General features: G+C 64.1%; 14 protein-coding genes. 4 read left to right on the forward strand and 10 right to left on the reverse strand.

What is annotated here, in order from left to right; genetic code table 11:
* Nucleotides 1-77 precede the first annotated feature (77 nt).
* The 3 genes from IB277_RS23385 (at nt 78) to IB277_RS23395 (ending at nt 2,978) form a co-directional block, all read left to right on the forward strand.
* A complete protein-coding gene (locus IB277_RS23385) occupies nt 78-464 on the forward strand; it encodes a DoxX family protein (protein ID WP_371813663.1) in 387 nt (128 codons plus the stop codon).
* Nucleotides 461-2,062, forward strand: a complete 1,602-nt coding sequence (locus IB277_RS23390; RefSeq protein ID WP_112975338.1) for an MFS transporter — start codon at nt 461-463, stop codon at nt 2,060-2,062. The genes IB277_RS23385 and IB277_RS23390 overlap by 4 nt, the downstream gene beginning before the upstream one ends.
* A gap of 85 nt (nt 2,063-2,147) precedes the next feature.
* Nucleotides 2,148-2,978: an alpha/beta fold hydrolase gene (locus IB277_RS23395; protein WP_060520010.1), complete on the forward strand. Its 831-nt coding sequence runs from the start codon at nt 2,148-2,150 to the stop codon at nt 2,976-2,978.
* 223 nt (nt 2,979-3,201) lie between these two features.
* Here IB277_RS23395 and IB277_RS23400 read toward each other — a convergent pair whose 3' ends face one another.
* A complete protein-coding gene (locus IB277_RS23400) occupies nt 3,202-3,843 on the reverse strand; it encodes a DUF5074 domain-containing protein (protein ID WP_034790276.1) in 642 nt (213 codons plus the stop codon).
* A gap of 10 nt (nt 3,844-3,853) precedes the next feature.
* A complete protein-coding gene (locus IB277_RS23405) occupies nt 3,854-5,074 on the reverse strand; it encodes a hypothetical protein (protein ID WP_034790274.1) in 1,221 nt (406 codons plus the stop codon).
* Between the two features lie 320 nt (nt 5,075-5,394).
* Between IB277_RS23405 and IB277_RS23410 the strand changes: the two genes are divergently transcribed.
* Nucleotides 5,395-6,609 carry an MFS transporter gene (locus tag IB277_RS23410; protein ID WP_034790272.1) on the forward strand — a complete coding sequence of 405 codons (1,215 nt, stop codon included), beginning with the start codon at nt 5,395-5,397 and terminating at the stop codon, nt 6,607-6,609.
* 85 nt (nt 6,610-6,694) lie between these two features.
* On the opposite strand, the gene IB277_RS23415 is transcribed toward IB277_RS23410, so the two are convergent.
* The 8 genes from IB277_RS23415 to IB277_RS23450 all read right to left on the reverse strand — a co-directional run bounded on the left by IB277_RS23415 (nt 6,695) and on the right by IB277_RS23450 (nt 15,685).
* Nucleotides 6,695-7,999, reverse strand: a complete 1,305-nt coding sequence (locus IB277_RS23415) for an MFS transporter (RefSeq protein WP_051659188.1) — start codon at nt 7,997-7,999, stop codon at nt 6,695-6,697.
* Nucleotides 7,996-8,673 carry a FadR/GntR family transcriptional regulator gene (locus tag IB277_RS23420; protein ID WP_060520000.1) on the reverse strand — a complete coding sequence of 226 codons (678 nt, stop codon included), beginning with the start codon at nt 8,671-8,673 and terminating at the stop codon, nt 7,996-7,998. The genes IB277_RS23415 and IB277_RS23420 overlap by 4 nt, the downstream gene beginning before the upstream one ends.
* Nucleotides 8,674-8,892: 219 nt before the next feature.
* The gene (locus IB277_RS23425) at nt 8,893-9,234 is read right to left on the reverse strand and encodes an STAS domain-containing protein (protein WP_034790268.1); all 342 of its coding nucleotides are present in this window, start codon (nt 9,232-9,234) and stop codon (nt 8,893-8,895) included.
* Between the two features lie 13 nt (nt 9,235-9,247).
* Entirely contained in the window at nt 9,248-9,808 is a 561-nt protein-coding gene (locus IB277_RS23430; protein ID WP_034790266.1) for an ATP-binding protein, read from the reverse strand.
* A 4-nt stretch (nt 9,809-9,812) separates the two neighbouring features.
* On the reverse strand, nt 9,813-12,173 hold the full coding sequence (locus tag IB277_RS23435) for a SpoIIE family protein phosphatase (RefSeq protein ID WP_034790264.1): 2,361 nt from the start codon (nt 12,171-12,173) through the stop codon (nt 9,813-9,815).
* Nucleotides 12,170-13,342, reverse strand: a complete 1,173-nt coding sequence (locus IB277_RS23440) for a class I SAM-dependent methyltransferase (protein ID WP_034790262.1) — start codon at nt 13,340-13,342, stop codon at nt 12,170-12,172. Before IB277_RS23440 ends, IB277_RS23435 begins: the two co-directional genes overlap by 4 nt.
* Entirely contained in the window at nt 13,342-13,860 is a 519-nt protein-coding gene (locus IB277_RS23445; RefSeq protein ID WP_034790260.1) for a hypothetical protein, read from the reverse strand. The genes IB277_RS23440 and IB277_RS23445 overlap by 1 nt, the downstream gene beginning before the upstream one ends.
* A 148-nt stretch (nt 13,861-14,008) precedes the next feature.
* Nucleotides 14,009-15,685, reverse strand: a complete 1,677-nt coding sequence (locus IB277_RS23450; RefSeq protein WP_034790258.1) for a bifunctional diguanylate cyclase/phosphodiesterase — start codon at nt 15,683-15,685, stop codon at nt 14,009-14,011.
* Nucleotides 15,686-15,745 lie beyond the last annotated feature (60 nt).

Raw genomic sequence — 15,745 nt, forward strand, 5'->3', positions numbered from 1 at the left:
ACGAAAGATTGAGCCTCTCTTCCCTCGAAAACCGTCTCGCCGCTCGCCTCCGGCCGGGCCTTACCGGCAACCGTGTCATATTCGTCGGCTTGCTGGCGCTCTGCTCGGCCTATATCCAGGGACCCTTGACGAAAATTTTCGACTTCCCGGGCGCGCTTGCCGAGATGGAGCATTTCGGCCTCTATCCGGCACCGCTCTTTGCTGTCGGCGTCATCGTGTTTGAGCTTGCGATGTCGGCTCTCGTCCTCTCAGGCTTCTACCGCTGGGCGGCGGCAGGCGCGCTTGCGGCCTTCACGCTCGTCGCCACCTTGCTCGCATTCCGCTTCTGGGAACTGCCGCCCGGCATGGAGCGCGCGATGGCGACAAACGGTTTCTTCGAACATATCGGCCTTGCCGGCGCATTCGTGCTCGTTGCAGTTTATGATCTGCGCGAACGTGCATCCACGGAGAGGGGCGGCCAATGACGCAGGCAGCGACCAACAACGCCGGCACTTTCGCGCCCTTGCGCCAGAAGGTTTTCGCCGTGCTCTGGGTGGCGACCATCATCGGCAACACCGGCAGCTTCATCCGCGATGTCGCAAGCTCCTGGCTCGTCACCGACCTGTCGGCAACGCCCGCCGCCGTCTCGATGATCCAGGCGGCCGCGACGCTGCCGATCTTCCTGCTCGCCATTCCCGCCGGCGTGCTCTCCGATATTCTCGACCGACGCAAATTCCTGATCGTCGTGCAGTTCCTGCTCGCATCTGCGAGCCTCTGCCTGTTGTTCCTCTCTGCAAGCGGGCTGCAGTCGGTGACCTCGCTGATTGCGCTTACCTTTGTCGGTGGCATCGGCGCAGCGCTGGTTGCCCCCACCTGGCAGGCGATCGTGCCGGAGCTCGTGTCGCGACCGGACGTCAAGGGCGCGGTCGCGCTGAACTCGCTCGGCATCAACATCTCCCGCGCGATCGGCCCGGCGCTTGGCGGTCTGCTGCTTGCCTGGTTTGGCGCGGCCGTCACCTATGGCGTCGATGTCATCAGCTATGTCTTCGTCATTGCCGCATTGGTCTGGTGGCGGCGGCAGGTGCCGGAGGACGACGCGCTCGCCGAGCGCTTCCTCGGCGCCTTCCGGGCCGGCCTGCGCTATGCGCGCGCCAGCCGCGAGCTGCATGTGGTGCTTTTGCGTGCAGCCGTGTTTTTCGCTTTTTCAAGTGCGATCTGGGCGCTGCTGCCGCTGGTCGCCCGCCAGCTTCTCGGCGGCGGCGCCAGCTTCTACGGCATCCTGCTCGGCGCCGTCGGCGCCGGCGCAATCGGCGGCGCGCTGGTGATGCCGCGCTTGCGGGCCCGGATGGATGCCGACGGATTGCTGCTTTTGTCCGCGGTCCTGACCGCCGCCGTCATGGGCGTGCTTTCCTTCGCGCCGGCGCAATGGGTGGCGGTGGCGGCGCTGCTCGTCTGTGGTGCGGCCTGGATCACGGCGTTGACGACGCTGAACAGCACTGCGCAAGCGATCCTGCCCAACTGGGTGCGCGGACGCACGCTCGCCGTCTATCTGACCGTCTTCAACGGCGCGATGACCGGCGGGAGCCTTGCCTGGGGCGCGACCGCCTCGGCGATCGGCGTGCCCTTCACGCTCGCCGTGGCGGCCGTCGGCCTTCTCTGCGTCGGCTTCGCCTTCCACGCCATGAAGCTGCCGAAAGGTGAGGCGGATCTCATTCCTTCCAATCATTGGCCGGAGCCGCTGACCAGCGAGCCGGTCGAACACGACCGCGGACCGGTTCTCGTCCTGATCGAATATACGATCGACAAGGCGGATCGGTCCGAGTTCCTGAAGGCGCTCGCCCGCCTGTCGCACGAGCGGCGGCGCGACGGCGCCTATGGCTGGGGCGTGACCGAGGACGCGGCCGATCCCGGACGGCTGGTCGAATGGTTTATGGTCGAATCCTGGGCAGAGCATCTGCGCCAGCACAAGCGCGTGTCGAAGGCCGATGCCGACATTCAGGACGATGTCCGCCGCTACCACAAGGGGCCGGCCGCGCCGGTCGTCAACCACTTTCTCGCGATCAACCACCCCCATCTCGGTTGACGCGGACCGCACGTCCCGGCGCGGATCTCGCGCCGGGGCCACATCTCGAAGACATACACCCAACCCAAACAAAGGAACCGTTCCCATGACCGAGAACTTCGTCAGGACTGAAGACGGCGTCGATATCTTCTACAAGGATTGGGGCTCGGGCCAGCCCATCGTCTTTCACCATGGCTGGCCCCTGTCGGCGGACGATTGGGATGCGCAGATGCTCTATTTCGTCAGCAAGGGCTACCGGGTCATCGCCCATGACCGCCGCGGCCATGGCCGTTCGACGCAGGTGAGCGAGGGACACGACATTGCACACTACGCGAAGGATGTTGCGGCGCTGACCACCAAGCTCGGCCTCAGCGATGCAATCCACATCGGTCACTCCACCGGTGGCGGCGAAGCGGTGGCTTACGTGGCGCGCCACGGCGGCGGCCGGGTTTCCAAGCTGATCATCGTCGGCGCCGTGCCGCCGATCATGGTCAAGACCGAAAACAATCCGGGCGGCCTGCCGATCGAGGTGTTCGACGGTTTCCGGGCGGCGCTTGCTGCCAACCGCGCCCAGTTCTTCCTCGACGTTCCGGCCGGCCCGTTCTACGGCTACAACCGCCCGGGTGCCGAAGTATCGGAAGGCGTCGTCCGCAACTGGTGGCGTCAGGGCATGATGGGCAGCGCCAAGGCCCATTACGAAGGCATCAAGGCCTTCTCCGAAACCGACTTCACCGAAGACTTGAAGGCGATCGACGTGCCGACGCTGGTCATGCACGGCGACGACGACCAGATCGTGCCGATCGACGACAGCGCGCGACTGGCGGTGAAGCTGCTGAAGAACGGCACGCTCAAGGTCTATGAGGGTTATCCACATGGCATGTTGACAACCCATGCCGATGTCATCAATCCCGACCTGCTCGCCTTCATTAAGGCCTAAAGCTCGGGCACGGTCCGCGGTGTCCGGGTATTGCGGACCGTGCCGGGACAACGCTACTGCATGGTTCCCTATTCATCGCCGGTTGTGCGGACGGAACATGCAGCGCTTCGAAGCGCTACAGCGCCCTCTATGCGCCTCAAAGGCGCGCGGCGCTGTAGTGCCGGCGCCGCACCGACAGCGGCGCGCAGCCGCGCCGGTTGCCAGGAATTCATCGTCAGTGTCTTCAGCGCGCCCGCTTCGGCCGGCGAACGGCCCGGACGACGCCGCTCGGGCCGCCGCCACAGAAGAAGCGCTCGCCGCCATCGGACTCCAGGCCCGATACGCCCATTCCGGTCGGCATGGCGACCGTTTCGAGCACCGCTCCCGTTTGCGGATCGATGCGCCTGATATCGCTTTCGTCACCCTCCCAGGTGCCGTGCCAGAGTTCGCCATCGACCCAGGTCACCCCGGTCACGACGCGCTTGGATTCGATCGTGCGCAGGATTGCGCCGTTCTCGGGATCGATCTGATGAATTTTGCGGCCCCGATGCTGCCCAACCCAAAGCGTGCCCTCGGCCCAGGCAAGGCCGGAATCGCCGCCACCGCCTGGCGCCGGGATTGTCGCGAGAATTTTCCCGGTTTCCGGATCGATCTTCTGGATGCGATCTTCGGCGATCTGGAAGAGGTGCTTGCCGTCAAACGCCGTACCGGCATGCGCGGCGACGTCGATCGAGCGGACGGGCGCACCGTTTTCCGGGTCGAAGGCGTTGATCGTGTCACCGGCGGCGAACCATACGTTCCGGCCGTCGAAGGTGACGCCATGGACCTGGTCTGCCCCGGGGAACGGGCCATATATCTGGATGATTTCGGCTTCGGATCTTTTCATGGGTCTGATCCTATTCGTTTGGCAAAGGGCCAGGGAGTAACAACACTGTCGGGAATGCGGCAATCGGCGGCACGACCCAGCGCCGTGCCCGCCCGCGCCCGATCGGCATAACCTTGCCTTGCGAGGCGAGCTCTTCGAGCGCCCGCTGCACGGTGCGCGCGCTGGCGTCGAGCGCGATTGCGAGCGCCGAACTTGACCAGGCCTCGCCGTCCGCCAGCAGCGCCCGCATCGTCGCATGTCGCTCGTCGACCGGCGGGGCAAGGACGACGACCGTGTGCTTGCCGTGCGGCACCAGCCGGAAGCCATCGCTCGTCGCCGTGATATCCGCAAGCGGGCGCAGTTCCTCGCGCAGCCGGCCGATTTCGACACGCAGCCTTGCCCGGTGGGATTCGTCGACATGTCGTGCGCCGAAGGCCCGGGCGAGCAAGGTTCGCCTTGAGACGTCTCCCGGCCAGGCTTCGCCCAGCGCGCGCGCCAGCGCAAAGAGCACCGGCCGAGTGGCAAGCGTGCACAAGGTCGCTTGTCTTCGGACGAGGTTCCGGCAGGCGTCGATGACGAGGGCGCCGGAAGCAAGCAGCTCTTCGACCTCGCCAAGCAGCAGCGAGCGCTCTTCCCCATCCGCCATGAGGCGGGCAGCCGGCGCTTTAAGCACGGCGGCCGCGTTTTCAACTTCCAAGATCAGGGCCGGAATGCCGGTCGCCCGTGCCGCTTCGCCCGCCCGCCCGAAGGCGGCGGTGGCGGCCTCGGTTCGCAACCGGCGCACGGCGATGCCGGCGAGCGCCAGGTCGTGGGCGGCTTTCGACAGCGGTGTCAGCCGCGCCGTATCGATATCGGCAAGCAAGTTCTCGGCCTCGTCCAGACGGCCGATCAAGAGCAGGCGCCGTGCCCCGAGATTGCGGGCGTGGGCGGCGTTGAGGTGGTCGCCATGGGTTTCGAGCGTCGAGCGGGCGGCGTCGAGCGCCCGCATCGGCCAGGAAAGATCACGGGAGACGATGGCGATCTCTGCCTCGGCGACGATGCACCGCGCCCGCGCCACCGCTTCCTTCGTGCCGAAGGCGCGCGCGGCGTTCTTCAGCAGGACCTTTGCGCGGGTGAAGTCTCCAAGCTGGGCCATGGCGATGCCGCGCAGCGCCAGTGCCGGCGGATCGTCGCGTAGCGCCACCCGCTTCAGCGCGCCGAGCGGGTCGCCCGACGCCAGTGCTCGCGCCGCGGCGGTGATCAGCGAATCCATCGAAATCCCGTCACACTTGTCACTCCCGCAAGCCGTGTTCCAGCCTTTATCTATCTCTCAGGTGGCAACGGACAACAGAAAGAAGCTTCGTCGCACAATCAAGCGGAAACAGTCGGGCGCATGCCTTCAAGGCTGCATCGAATGTGAATCTGCACCTATTATGAAATTCTTTCGAAGCTCCTGTCGGCTTGGCACCGGCGTGAGCGTCTTTCAATCGGGCGGGCGAGGGGATGTCCCAGGCACGGTCCGTCGCGCGATCAGGTTGCACAATTTTTCGGCGTGGCCGGACGTCCGGCCGGGCGGATTTAAGGAGATTTGCAATGACCAATTTGCATTACCGTTGGGTCATCGTGGCGGCGGGCGGGCTGCTCGGCTGCCTGGCGATCGGCGCCATGTTTTCGCTTCCGGTGTTCCTGCTGCCGATTTCGCGCGACACCGGCTGGTCGGTGACAGGCGTTTCGAGCGCCATGACCATCGGCTTCCTGGCCATGGCATTTGCCAGCATCGCTTGGGGCAGCCTTTCCGACCGATGGGGCGCGCGTCCGATCGTGCTCATCGGCTCGGTGCTCTTGGCCGTCAGCCTCATGGCAGCGAGCTGGACGACCTCGCTGATCGCCTTCCAGATCCTTTTCGGTGTCGTGGTCGGCACCGCGACGGCGGCGATCTTCGCGCCGATGATGGCTTGCGTTACCGGCTGGTTCGATACGCATCGCAGCCTCGCGGTCTCGCTCGTCTCGGCCGGTATGGGCATGGCGCCGATGACGATGTCGCCCTTTGCCGCCTGGCTGGTATCCGCCTACGACTGGAGAACCGCTCTGCAGATCATCGCGCTGGTCGTTGCCGTCATCATGATCCCGGTCTCGTTTCTCGTTCGCCAGGCGCCGGCACTTGCCGACGGTGCTGCCGCGGCCTCGCCCGAGGAAGAGCCCCATTCGTCGATGACGACCAGCCAGGTGCTGAAATCGCCGCTCTTCATCATCCTGCTTCTGACCAACTTCTTCTGCTGCGCCACCCATTCCGGCCCGATCTTCCACACGGTGAGCTACGCGATCACCTGCGGCATTCCGGTCATGGCGGCCGTGTCGATCTACAGCGTCGAGGGTCTTGCCGGCATGGGCGGCCGCGTCGTCTTCGGTCTGCTCGGCGACCGTTTCGGGGCCAAACGTGTGCTCGTTCTTGGACTTCTGGCCCAGGCCTTCGGCGCGCTTGCCTATGTCTTTGCCGCCGGGCTCGGCTCGTTCTATGCGGTCGCCGCCCTGTTCGGCTTCATCTATGCGGGCGTCATGCCGCTCTATGCGGTGCTTGCCCGCGAGAATTTCCCCTTGCGGATGATGGGGACGGTGATCGGCGGTACGGCCATGGCTGGCAGCCTTGGCATGGCGACGGGACCGATTGCCGGGGGCCTGATCTATGATGCGCTGGCAAGCTACACCTGGCTTTACATCGGTTCCTGGGGCATCGGCCTCGGCGCGTTCCTGATCGCGCTCACCTTCCGGCCGGCGCCGCGCTACCAGGCGGCGGTGGCCGCGGCCTGATGCGAGCGTGCTGACAGCGAGAGAAAGGGCTCCGCCTGGGAAGGGGAGCCCTTTGGATCATTGCAGGCGCTGATCCGCGTCCGTCTTAGCGGTCGTCTATCCGGACCGTTCGTGCGCCGACATGCAGCGCCCGGCCGGCGCCCAGACCCATGATCGCCACGCCGATGCCGAGCGCGATGAAGAGAACGGCGCTGGCGGCGAAGCTGCCGGTCCAGCTGCGGATGAAGCCGACAAGCAGGGGGCCGATGGCGGCAAGCACGTAGCCGACGCCCTGGGCCATGCCGGAGAGATGGGCCGCCACGTGCGAATCGGGCGAGCGCAGCACAATGAGGGTCATCGCCGCAGCAATCAGGCCGCCCTGTCCGATCCCTTGCAGAACAGCCCAGACGAGCACCGTCGAGAGCGGCGCGAAAAGGATGCCGATCAGCGCGATGACGGCGGCGGCGACGAGCGCCACGCAGACGGCGCGCTGGTCGCGGCGCCTTACGGCGAAGGATGGCACGAGCAGGCAGGTGACGACCTGCATCATGATCGAGGCGGAGACGACCACACCGGCAGTTGCGGCATCTAGGCCACGCTCACGCAGGATCGGCGCCATCCAGCCGAAGACGCAATAGGCGAGTGCGGATTGCAGACCCATGAAGAGCGTCACCTGCCAGGCGAGCCGATCGCGCCAGAGGCCGACGACGCGGAAGCCGCTGTGGCGGGCTTGCGCCTTGCCGCGCAGCGCCTGCGGTGCCCAGATCATCAGCACGATGAGGGCGGGTACCGCCCAGGCCGCGAGCGCGCCTGACCAGGAGCCGACCACATGGTGTTCGATCGTCAGCGTCAGGCCGGCGGCGCTGGCAGCACCGGCGCACAGCGCCATGGTATAAAGGCCCGTCATCATCGCGGCGCGGTCGGGAAAGTCACGCTTGACGAGCCCGGGAAGCAGCACGTTGCCGATTGCGATCGCCGCACCTGCCGCAAATGTCGAAAGGAAAAGCAGCGGCACGGACTGAACGCCGCGCAGACCCGTGCCGAGCGTCAGCAGGACGAGCACCCCGAGAAGCGTGCGTTCGGCACCAAAGCGTTGGGCGAGCTTCGGCGCAAGCGGCGCGAAAAGGCCGAGGCAGAGCACCGGCAGGGTGGTGAGCACGCTGGCGCTGGCGGTGGAAAGGCCGGTCGCCTGCATCACCTCGGGCAGCAGCACCGAGAGACTTGAAAACAGCGGCCTGAGGTTAAAAGCGATGAGCACGAGGCTGGCGCCCAGCAGGATGCGGGCGCTGCGGCTCAGCACCGGTGGTTGCGGTGCCGGCAGGCTGTCGGCCTCGGCATCGATAAGCTGGTCTTCGATGTCCAGCGGTTCGGCGGCTTCGGCTTTGTGGGGATCACGAAAAGTCTGGTTCATTGGGAAAGTAGCCGATCAAGTTCAGCGAGGACGGGGGCCATGAACGCCCGAACGGCGGCCGCGGCCTTGTCCGGATCACTGGCCGCAATGGCCTCGACGATCGCCGCATGCGCCCGGTCGTCCGGCTCCGGCAGGTCGCCTGACAGCGTCGAGTGAATGGTTTCGAGAATGGCCGAAGTGAAAAAGTCATAGAGCTCGACGATGGCCCTGTTGCCGGAGGCCTCGACGATCGACCGATGAAACGCAATGTCGCGCCGTCCGAAGGCCTCACGCCCACCATCGGAAACCGTGCCGCGGGCGAGAAGAAGGCGCTTCATGTGTTCCAGATCCTTGGGCGTATGCCGCAGCGCCGCCAGGCGTGCGGCTTCCACGTCGAGGGCCGCGCGCGCCTCCCATTGGTCGCGCAGGCTCGCCCGCTTGACGCGGTCAAGCGCGCCCGAGCTATCGACCGTCGAGCGGACATAGGTGCCGGAGCCCTGGCGGGCGTCGAGCAGCCCCTTCGAGATCAGGACCCGAACGGCCTCCCGCACGGTTCCGCGGCTCACCGCCAGAAGCTCGGTCAGCGCCGTCTCGTTGGGAATGCGTTCGCCGATAGCCCAGCGGCCGCTCAGGATTTCCGCCCGCAGGCTTTCGGCAGCGCTCTCGGCAAGGTTGGTACGATTGATCGGTTGCATTGTCTGCTCATCAAGTCATCAGATGATTTGATGGATAGGGTGAGGCGTTCGCAGAGTCAAGCGTGACGACGGGGAATGAAGAAGGCGTCGAAGCGTCGTGAGGCCGGTTTCGGCGACAGGATTTGTCGGTGGCTGGCGCGCGGAATCGCGGTCGCGCGCCGGTCGGCGCGCGATACTCAGGCTTTAGCTACGGGAATCCAGTCCCGGCACCGCGTGATCTCAGTTGAGCCTGAGATCGAGGCCGGGATGCAGCTTCTTGAGGTTCGGCAGCGATTTCGACTGCCACGGGATCTCAGAGGTTCCGCGCACCGTCAATTGCACGTTCGGGCGGTTGCGTGCCTCGATCGTCAGCTTGGCGAGCAGGTTGATCCCGGACGAGTTCAGGAACTGCAGTTCGGTGAGGTCGATCGTGATGTGCTCAGGCTCGGTCTCCAGAACGCCCATCACCGTCGAGAAGATCGGGGCATAGGCCTCCGTTCCCGGCAGCCGCATCGTGCCTTCAAAATGAATATCGTTGCCTTCGGACCAAACGCGATACTCTTCTTCGTCCTTGTTTTCCATGTTCACCGGCTCATCAGTTCGAGAGGTCTGGGACCGCAATGGAGGCATAAGTCTCCAATGAGGTTTCGCCGTCGTCACCCTGGGCGCCAAAAACCCAAGCGAAACGAACGCCATAATCGCTCATCAGCGTCAAAAGACCAAGCCCCGAGCCGCTCTTGCCGAGCCCGGTTGCGTTGGCTTCGATGCGCTCGATGAGCAGGTCGCCCGGGTCGCCGTCGGCGATCTCGGACAAAAGATCCTGGAAGCGCGCAGCCGCTTCGTTGTCGATCACGTTCGACACTTTCGTGCGGAAGCTGTGGCCCTCGAGGGCGGCCTCGACGACCACGGAACCGGAAGCGCGGAACTTCACGGCATTCTCGACCAGTTCGTTGGTGAGGTAGCCGATGTTGTGGCGCACTTCCCGATAGGTGTTGCGCGACGCGCGATAGCGCAGCGCCGCCAGTTCGGCGACGAAATCCGAAGCCATGGCGCAATGCTTCCAGCTGAGATCCAGCGGCCCGTCGTAAAGACGCAGCCGGGTCATCTTCTGGTGGGCGCCGATCGTCAGGTCCGCCAGTCCGTAGAGCGTGGTCATCTGATCACCTGTGTCTCATGACGACGAGCGTGATGTCGTCGTAGATCTTCTGCTTGCCGATATGCGCCATCAGGTCGTTGATGATACCCGATTTGACGTCCTCGGCGCTCTGTCCGTAAAACTTTCCGGCACTCTCGCACAGTCGCTCGATGCCAAACAGTTCGCCCTTGGCGTTCGCTGCCTCGGTCACGCCGTCCGTATGCAGCACGATCATGTCGCCGCGGCCGAACGAGATCTCGCGGGTGGCAACAAAGCGCGAAATGTCCGATTCCAGGCCAATCGGCAGGCCGAGGTCGAGCGTGTCGATCCGCTCGATTTCCGCACCCTTGCGCACGACGATCAGTTCCTCGTGCTGCCCCGACAGCGTCAGGCGGCCGTGGTCGTAGTCGAGGAAGGCCAACGACAGATGCTTGTCAGTGTTGGTGCGCACGATGTTCTTGTAGATGGCGCGGTTGAGGCGGTTGAGAAACTGCTCCGGGTCCATGTCGCCGGCTTCCTGCAGGGCCCTTGCGACCGACTGCACCATCAGCATCAGCACGCCGCTTTCAAGGCCATGACCGGTCACGTCGCCGATGCCGATCTTCAGCCGCTCACCGTCGCGCAGCACATCGTAGTAGTCGCCGCCCACCTCGTCGGCCGGGCGCATATAGGCGGCGATTTCGAGATCGGCGATTTCCGCGAGCTCGCCGGCCTTCGGCAGCACCATCATCTGGATCTGCTTGGCGACGGCGAGTTCGGCGCCAAGGCGCAGGTTCTCGCTGCGCAGTTGGGTATTCAGCGTCGAAATCTGATGGTTGGCGTCCTCGAGCTGCTTGGTGCGTTCGGTCACCAGGTTTTCGAGGTTCTCGGTATGGTAGCTGATCTCCTCAGCCATTCTATTGAACGCGATAGCGGCTTCACCGACTTCGTCGCGCGTCGTGATGGGCACACGGACGGAGTAGTCCTTCGCCTCGATGCTGGTTGCCGCTCCGGCGAGCGCGCTGATGCCGCGGGTGACCCGCTTGGAGATGCCGAACACGGCGAGCGTGACGAACAGCAGCGAAGCGAGCAGGGCCAGGATCTGATAGATGAGGATGCGGTTCGTCGCTTCAGAGATACTCGCCTGTGCCGCAAACAGCGAGGCATAGATTTCGCGCTCCGGCACGACGATGCCGATCGACATGGTCTCGCGGCGCACCGGGCCGGAAACCCAGAGGTTCTCCGGCTCGAGCTGCTTGAGGAGAATGAGATAGGGGACCTTCTCACCACCCTCATCGAGCAGCACCCGCTGAATGGCGCCATCGGTGCCAAGCGGCAGCTCTGCGATCGCGGGCTGGGCGCTGCGGCGCAGCGAGCGCTCCAACCCGGTGACGCCTTGTCCACCCGTGTCGCTGGACCGCCGCAGGCCGATCACCTTTTCGCCGACCGGATTGATGGCAAGCACGTTGCCGTCGGACATCACCAGAAATCCGAAGCCGCTGTCGCCGACCTTGACGCTTTCGACAACCTCGGCCAGCTGGTCGAGCGTGATATCGGTTCCGGTTGCTCCGGCGACACCTTTGCGGTCGGGCGTCCATAGTGGTTGGAAGAAGCTGACGATCAGTTTGCCCGAGGCGGCATCGGTGTAAGGTGCCGTTTGCGTGGTATCGGCTGCAACGGGCCTGAGGCTCGGTTGCTTCGCCCATTCCTCCCAGGACTCATAGAGGCCGGGGAAGAAGAAGTTCCAGAAGTTGGCTTCGTTATGGCCGGGGTAGAGACGGTCGAACGTCTGCGCCTGATCCGCATAGGGCGCCATCCGCAAGATCGGCCGCTCTTTTGGTCCGACGTAGTACATCTGCAGTTTGGAGCGGCCGTGCGCAAGCAGGGCGGGCGCAACCAGATCGAGAACGGCGCTGTTCTCGATATCGGCCTGTACCTCGGGTAGTGGCCGATGGTCGGGGCCAAGGAGATAGCTCCAGACGCTTACGCTCGAGAGCGGCCCCGGAAGGTTCTGCGCCCACCCACCTTTGGCATCGTAAGTGACGGTAACGGACTCCGGTGCGTGCCGCGCAAGTGCCTCACCGACGTCGGACCGGCGCACGGGGCGGTCGATCTGCGCCTGGATTACGCCCGCGAGCGTGGCGACGTCGGCGTGAACCTGGCCGAGCAGAAGATTAACCCGCGCGGCCGTCGATTCCGCGTAGGTGAGCATGTAGTCTTCGTTGGCGTTTTGCAGGCCCTGTCCGACTTCCGTCGTCGCGTCGCGCGACAGTCTTTGAACGTTCCAGAGCGCCAGGCCGCCTGTCAGCAGGAGGTCGAAGAGCACGGCGCTGCCGACGACCAGCACGAACTTGGCGCGAAAGGATCTCAAACCGAACCGGGGACGTTTGATATTGCTCGCGCTCATAGTGGTTTGCGCCCGGACGCTGCCCAGATCGGCCAGCCCGCATAGCCCTTCGGATGCAGTGCAGCGAAGATGTGATCCCGGAAGCCCTGGCGGAACCGCTCGATGAATTCGGGTGTTTCGCCGTGCCTCACCGCCATGTCCGCAAACATCTTCTCCCAGCCGGCGATGATATCGGCGAAATCCTGTGGGTCACCGTCCAGATTGGTGACCATGAAGGATTCGACCAGGATGTCGTCGAAGCCCGTGTCGGCAAGATAGCGCCGACTCTTCGGCCCGAACTCCACATCTATCTCGAAATTGCTCAAAAGCCGCGCGAGCTCATTGTAGGTCCATTGGATGCTTTGCGCCCGCGGCTCGCCGAGGCAGTGCGAGTTCTTCTCGTTGGTGATGTAGACGCGGCCGCCCGGCTTCACGATCCGATAGAGTTCCTTGAGAAGCAGCTCCGGCTGATTGAAGACCTGCAGCGAGTGGCGGCAACTCACGAAGTCGAACTGGTTGTCCTCAAGCAGCATCTCCGACGCGTCGCCGTAGGTGTATTCGATACCCGTCACGCCGAACTCGGCGGCCACCTTTCGGGCATAGGCGAGGCTCGGCTTCGAGTGGTCGAGCGCGACGATCCGCGACGGCTGGAACTCCTTCTGCGCGAGCACGGCGAAATCGCCGATGCCGCAGCAGATGTCGGCCACGGCGATGCCGGGCCGCATGCCGTGGCGCGGCAGGATGGTGCGCTCGTGGCGCCAGGTCAATTTCGTCTGCGCGCGCAGGATTGGAATGAAGCTCGTATCCTCGAAGTAGTCCTGGCCGGGATAGAACATCGAATCATAGACCTCGACGGAGATCTGCGGCTCGATCGTGCTCAGGTGCCGGAACATGCGCGTCGTCCAGCTGACGACGCTTGACGTGATGACGATCAGGCGCAGGTCCGACCGCTCCCGGCAGGCGTCGAGGGCGACCCGGATGAAGGCCTGGAAGGCCGTGTTGTTCATCTGGATGAGGCGCTTCACATCGATATAGAGAACGCCGCGCACCGTATCGATGGCTTCCCTCAGCGCATGGATACTCTCGGCGATTTCATCGATCGAACGCGGCCGAATCGTTCCGGCAAGCGAGAAGATCTGGCTGTTGGGATCGAAGTCGACCTTGAAACGCTGAGGAAGGCTCGCCGCCATCAACTCACCATTCCTTCAAGAGGAAGATCCACGATCAGGGTGATGGCCGGAGCCGCATCCTCGTCAAGCCGGAGGCGGGCGTCATAGTTGACCGCCAGGTCCAGAAGCACCGATTCCCGGCTGGGGGCAAGGTCGTTGGAAATGGCGTCGAGATAGCGGGCCTGGGCATCGCTTTCACGGGTTTTCGAGACAGCCTCGCGATAGAAGCGCGCCTGGCCAGGTGGGCATGGAAAGCTCAGTTGAACCCGTTCCGTGGCGCCTTGGCGATAGATCGACAGGCCGATCTTTCCGTCGGTGGTGCCGCCGCGAAACGAAACCTCCAGAAGCTCGTTGAGGGCGGAGGAAAAGAAGTTGGAATGCCGTACCGGATCGGTCCTGTTGTGGCTGATCATCCGGGCGAGGTAGCTCGAGACATGATCGCAATGGTGCCAGTCCGAAAGGAAATCTTCCATCTCCATATCGAACTGAAGCAGCGGCTCGAAAGCCGTTTCCGTGGTCTTATTGACACTAGCACCCATGCAGCAATGTCCTCCGCACCCCGAACTCTGCCACGGCCATACGCCACTTTCTATAATGATTTCTAACCACGCAACCCCGGGATCTTGCATGAAGACAACCCAGGTATTGCCTCGCGCCATATCGGGCGCAACGCACAGATGCGGGGGGCTACAGCGTCGCCATTGCCGATGAGCGGCGAAGATAGGCGCCGATCGCGTCCGCCGGCATGGGCATGCCCAGGAAATAACCCTGCAGACGGTCGCAACCCTCTTTTCGAAGCCAGACGGCCTGCCCGATCGTCTCGACGCCCTCGGCGGTCACGCGCATGCCGAGACCGTGGGCAAGGGCGATGATCGAGCGGACGATCGTCTGGCTCTTTTCGTCGCTCTCCAGATCCTTGATGAAATAGCGGTCGATCTTGATCGTATCGAAGGGGAAGTTCTTGAGGTAGCTGAGCGACGAATAGAAGGTGCCGAAATCGTCGAGCGAGATCTGGATGCCGAGCACGTTGAGGGTGTTCAGCGTGTCGAGATTGTTGGTCGTGCGTTCAAGCAGCACCGATTCGGTAACTTCCAGTTCCAGCCGGTCGGCCCTCAAGCCCGCCATGTCGATTGCCTGGGCGATTCGGTCCGTCAGGCCCTCGCGCAGGAACTCCGCCGGCGACAGGTTGACGGCGACGGTGAAATGCGACGGCCAGGTGGCAGCCTGCCGGCAGGCCTCCTCCAGGACCCATTGGCCGATCTCGTTCATCAGGCCGTCGGCTTCCGCCATCGGGATGAAGACGTTGGGCGGGATCGTGCCGACCAGCGGATGATGCCAGCGCACCAGCGCCTCGAAGCCGACGATCGAAAATGGCGGCTCGACGAGTGGCTGGTATTCGATTGAAAACTGCTTGTCCTGCAGCGCGGTGCGCAGACTGCGGCGCAGCATCTCGCGCTGTTCCAGCACGATCAGCATGGAACGGCTGAAGGTCTTTGCCCTGCCTCGTCCATCCTTCTTGGCGGCATAGAGCGCAATGTCCGCCGCCTTCATCAGTTGCTCGATGTCGTTTCCGTCGTTCGGCGCAATGGCAATGCCGATGCTGGCGCCGACGAAGACGGAGATGCCATCGATGGTGAAAGGTTCGCTGAACGCCTCGATCAGTGCCTCGGCGAGATACTCGGCGTCCGCCGGCTGGTCGCTTTGACGCTGGATGACGGCGAATTCGTCGCCGGCCAGGCGATAGGCGACTTCGCCGTCGCGAAGGGCGCCGCGAATGCGCTCGGCCGCCATCTTGAGGACGGCGTCGCCGGCGCCGTGGCCGAGTGTGTCGTTGACCGGCTTGAAATCGTCGAGGTCGATCTGCATCAGCGCCAGCTTCTCGCCGGATGTCGGCAGGATGCTCTGCAGGTCGTCGCTGAACTGCCGCCGGTTGGGCAGGCCCGTCAGCACGTCGTGGGTCGCCTGGTGCAACAGCAGCGCGCGTTCGCTTTCGCCATGGCTGCCGATCTCGCGGCGGGTCGCGCGGCCGCTCGTTTCGAGCACGCCGATGCCGCGCATGGCGCGAAAGACGAGCAGCGTGCGCCGCGACTTGGTGGCGGCGTCGACCACCTCGACGCTGCGCGGCACGCCGTAAGCGATGACGGATTCCACCGCCGCCTTGGAAACGGGCGCAAGCAGTTCGGGATAGAGATGCCACAGGGTGGCATCGACAAGCGTGCCGACTTCGTAGGTTTCCTGCAGCGCCGGCGAGGCGCTGGTCAGATGAAAGGCCTCGTCATAGAACGAGAGAACCTCGTCCATATGAGCCGCAACGGGATCCTGCACTGAAGCTGAAGCAGACAAGGTTGCATCAGTGTCCGGCATGCTTGCCTTTCCCTCTCTGTTTCGAACGCGCCGGAAGAATATAAAAGCCCGCTCCAGCGG

The organism is Ensifer sp. ENS07, assembly GCF_014852185.1.
Taxonomy (GTDB): Bacteria; Pseudomonadota; Alphaproteobacteria; order Rhizobiales; family Rhizobiaceae; genus Ensifer; species Ensifer adhaerens.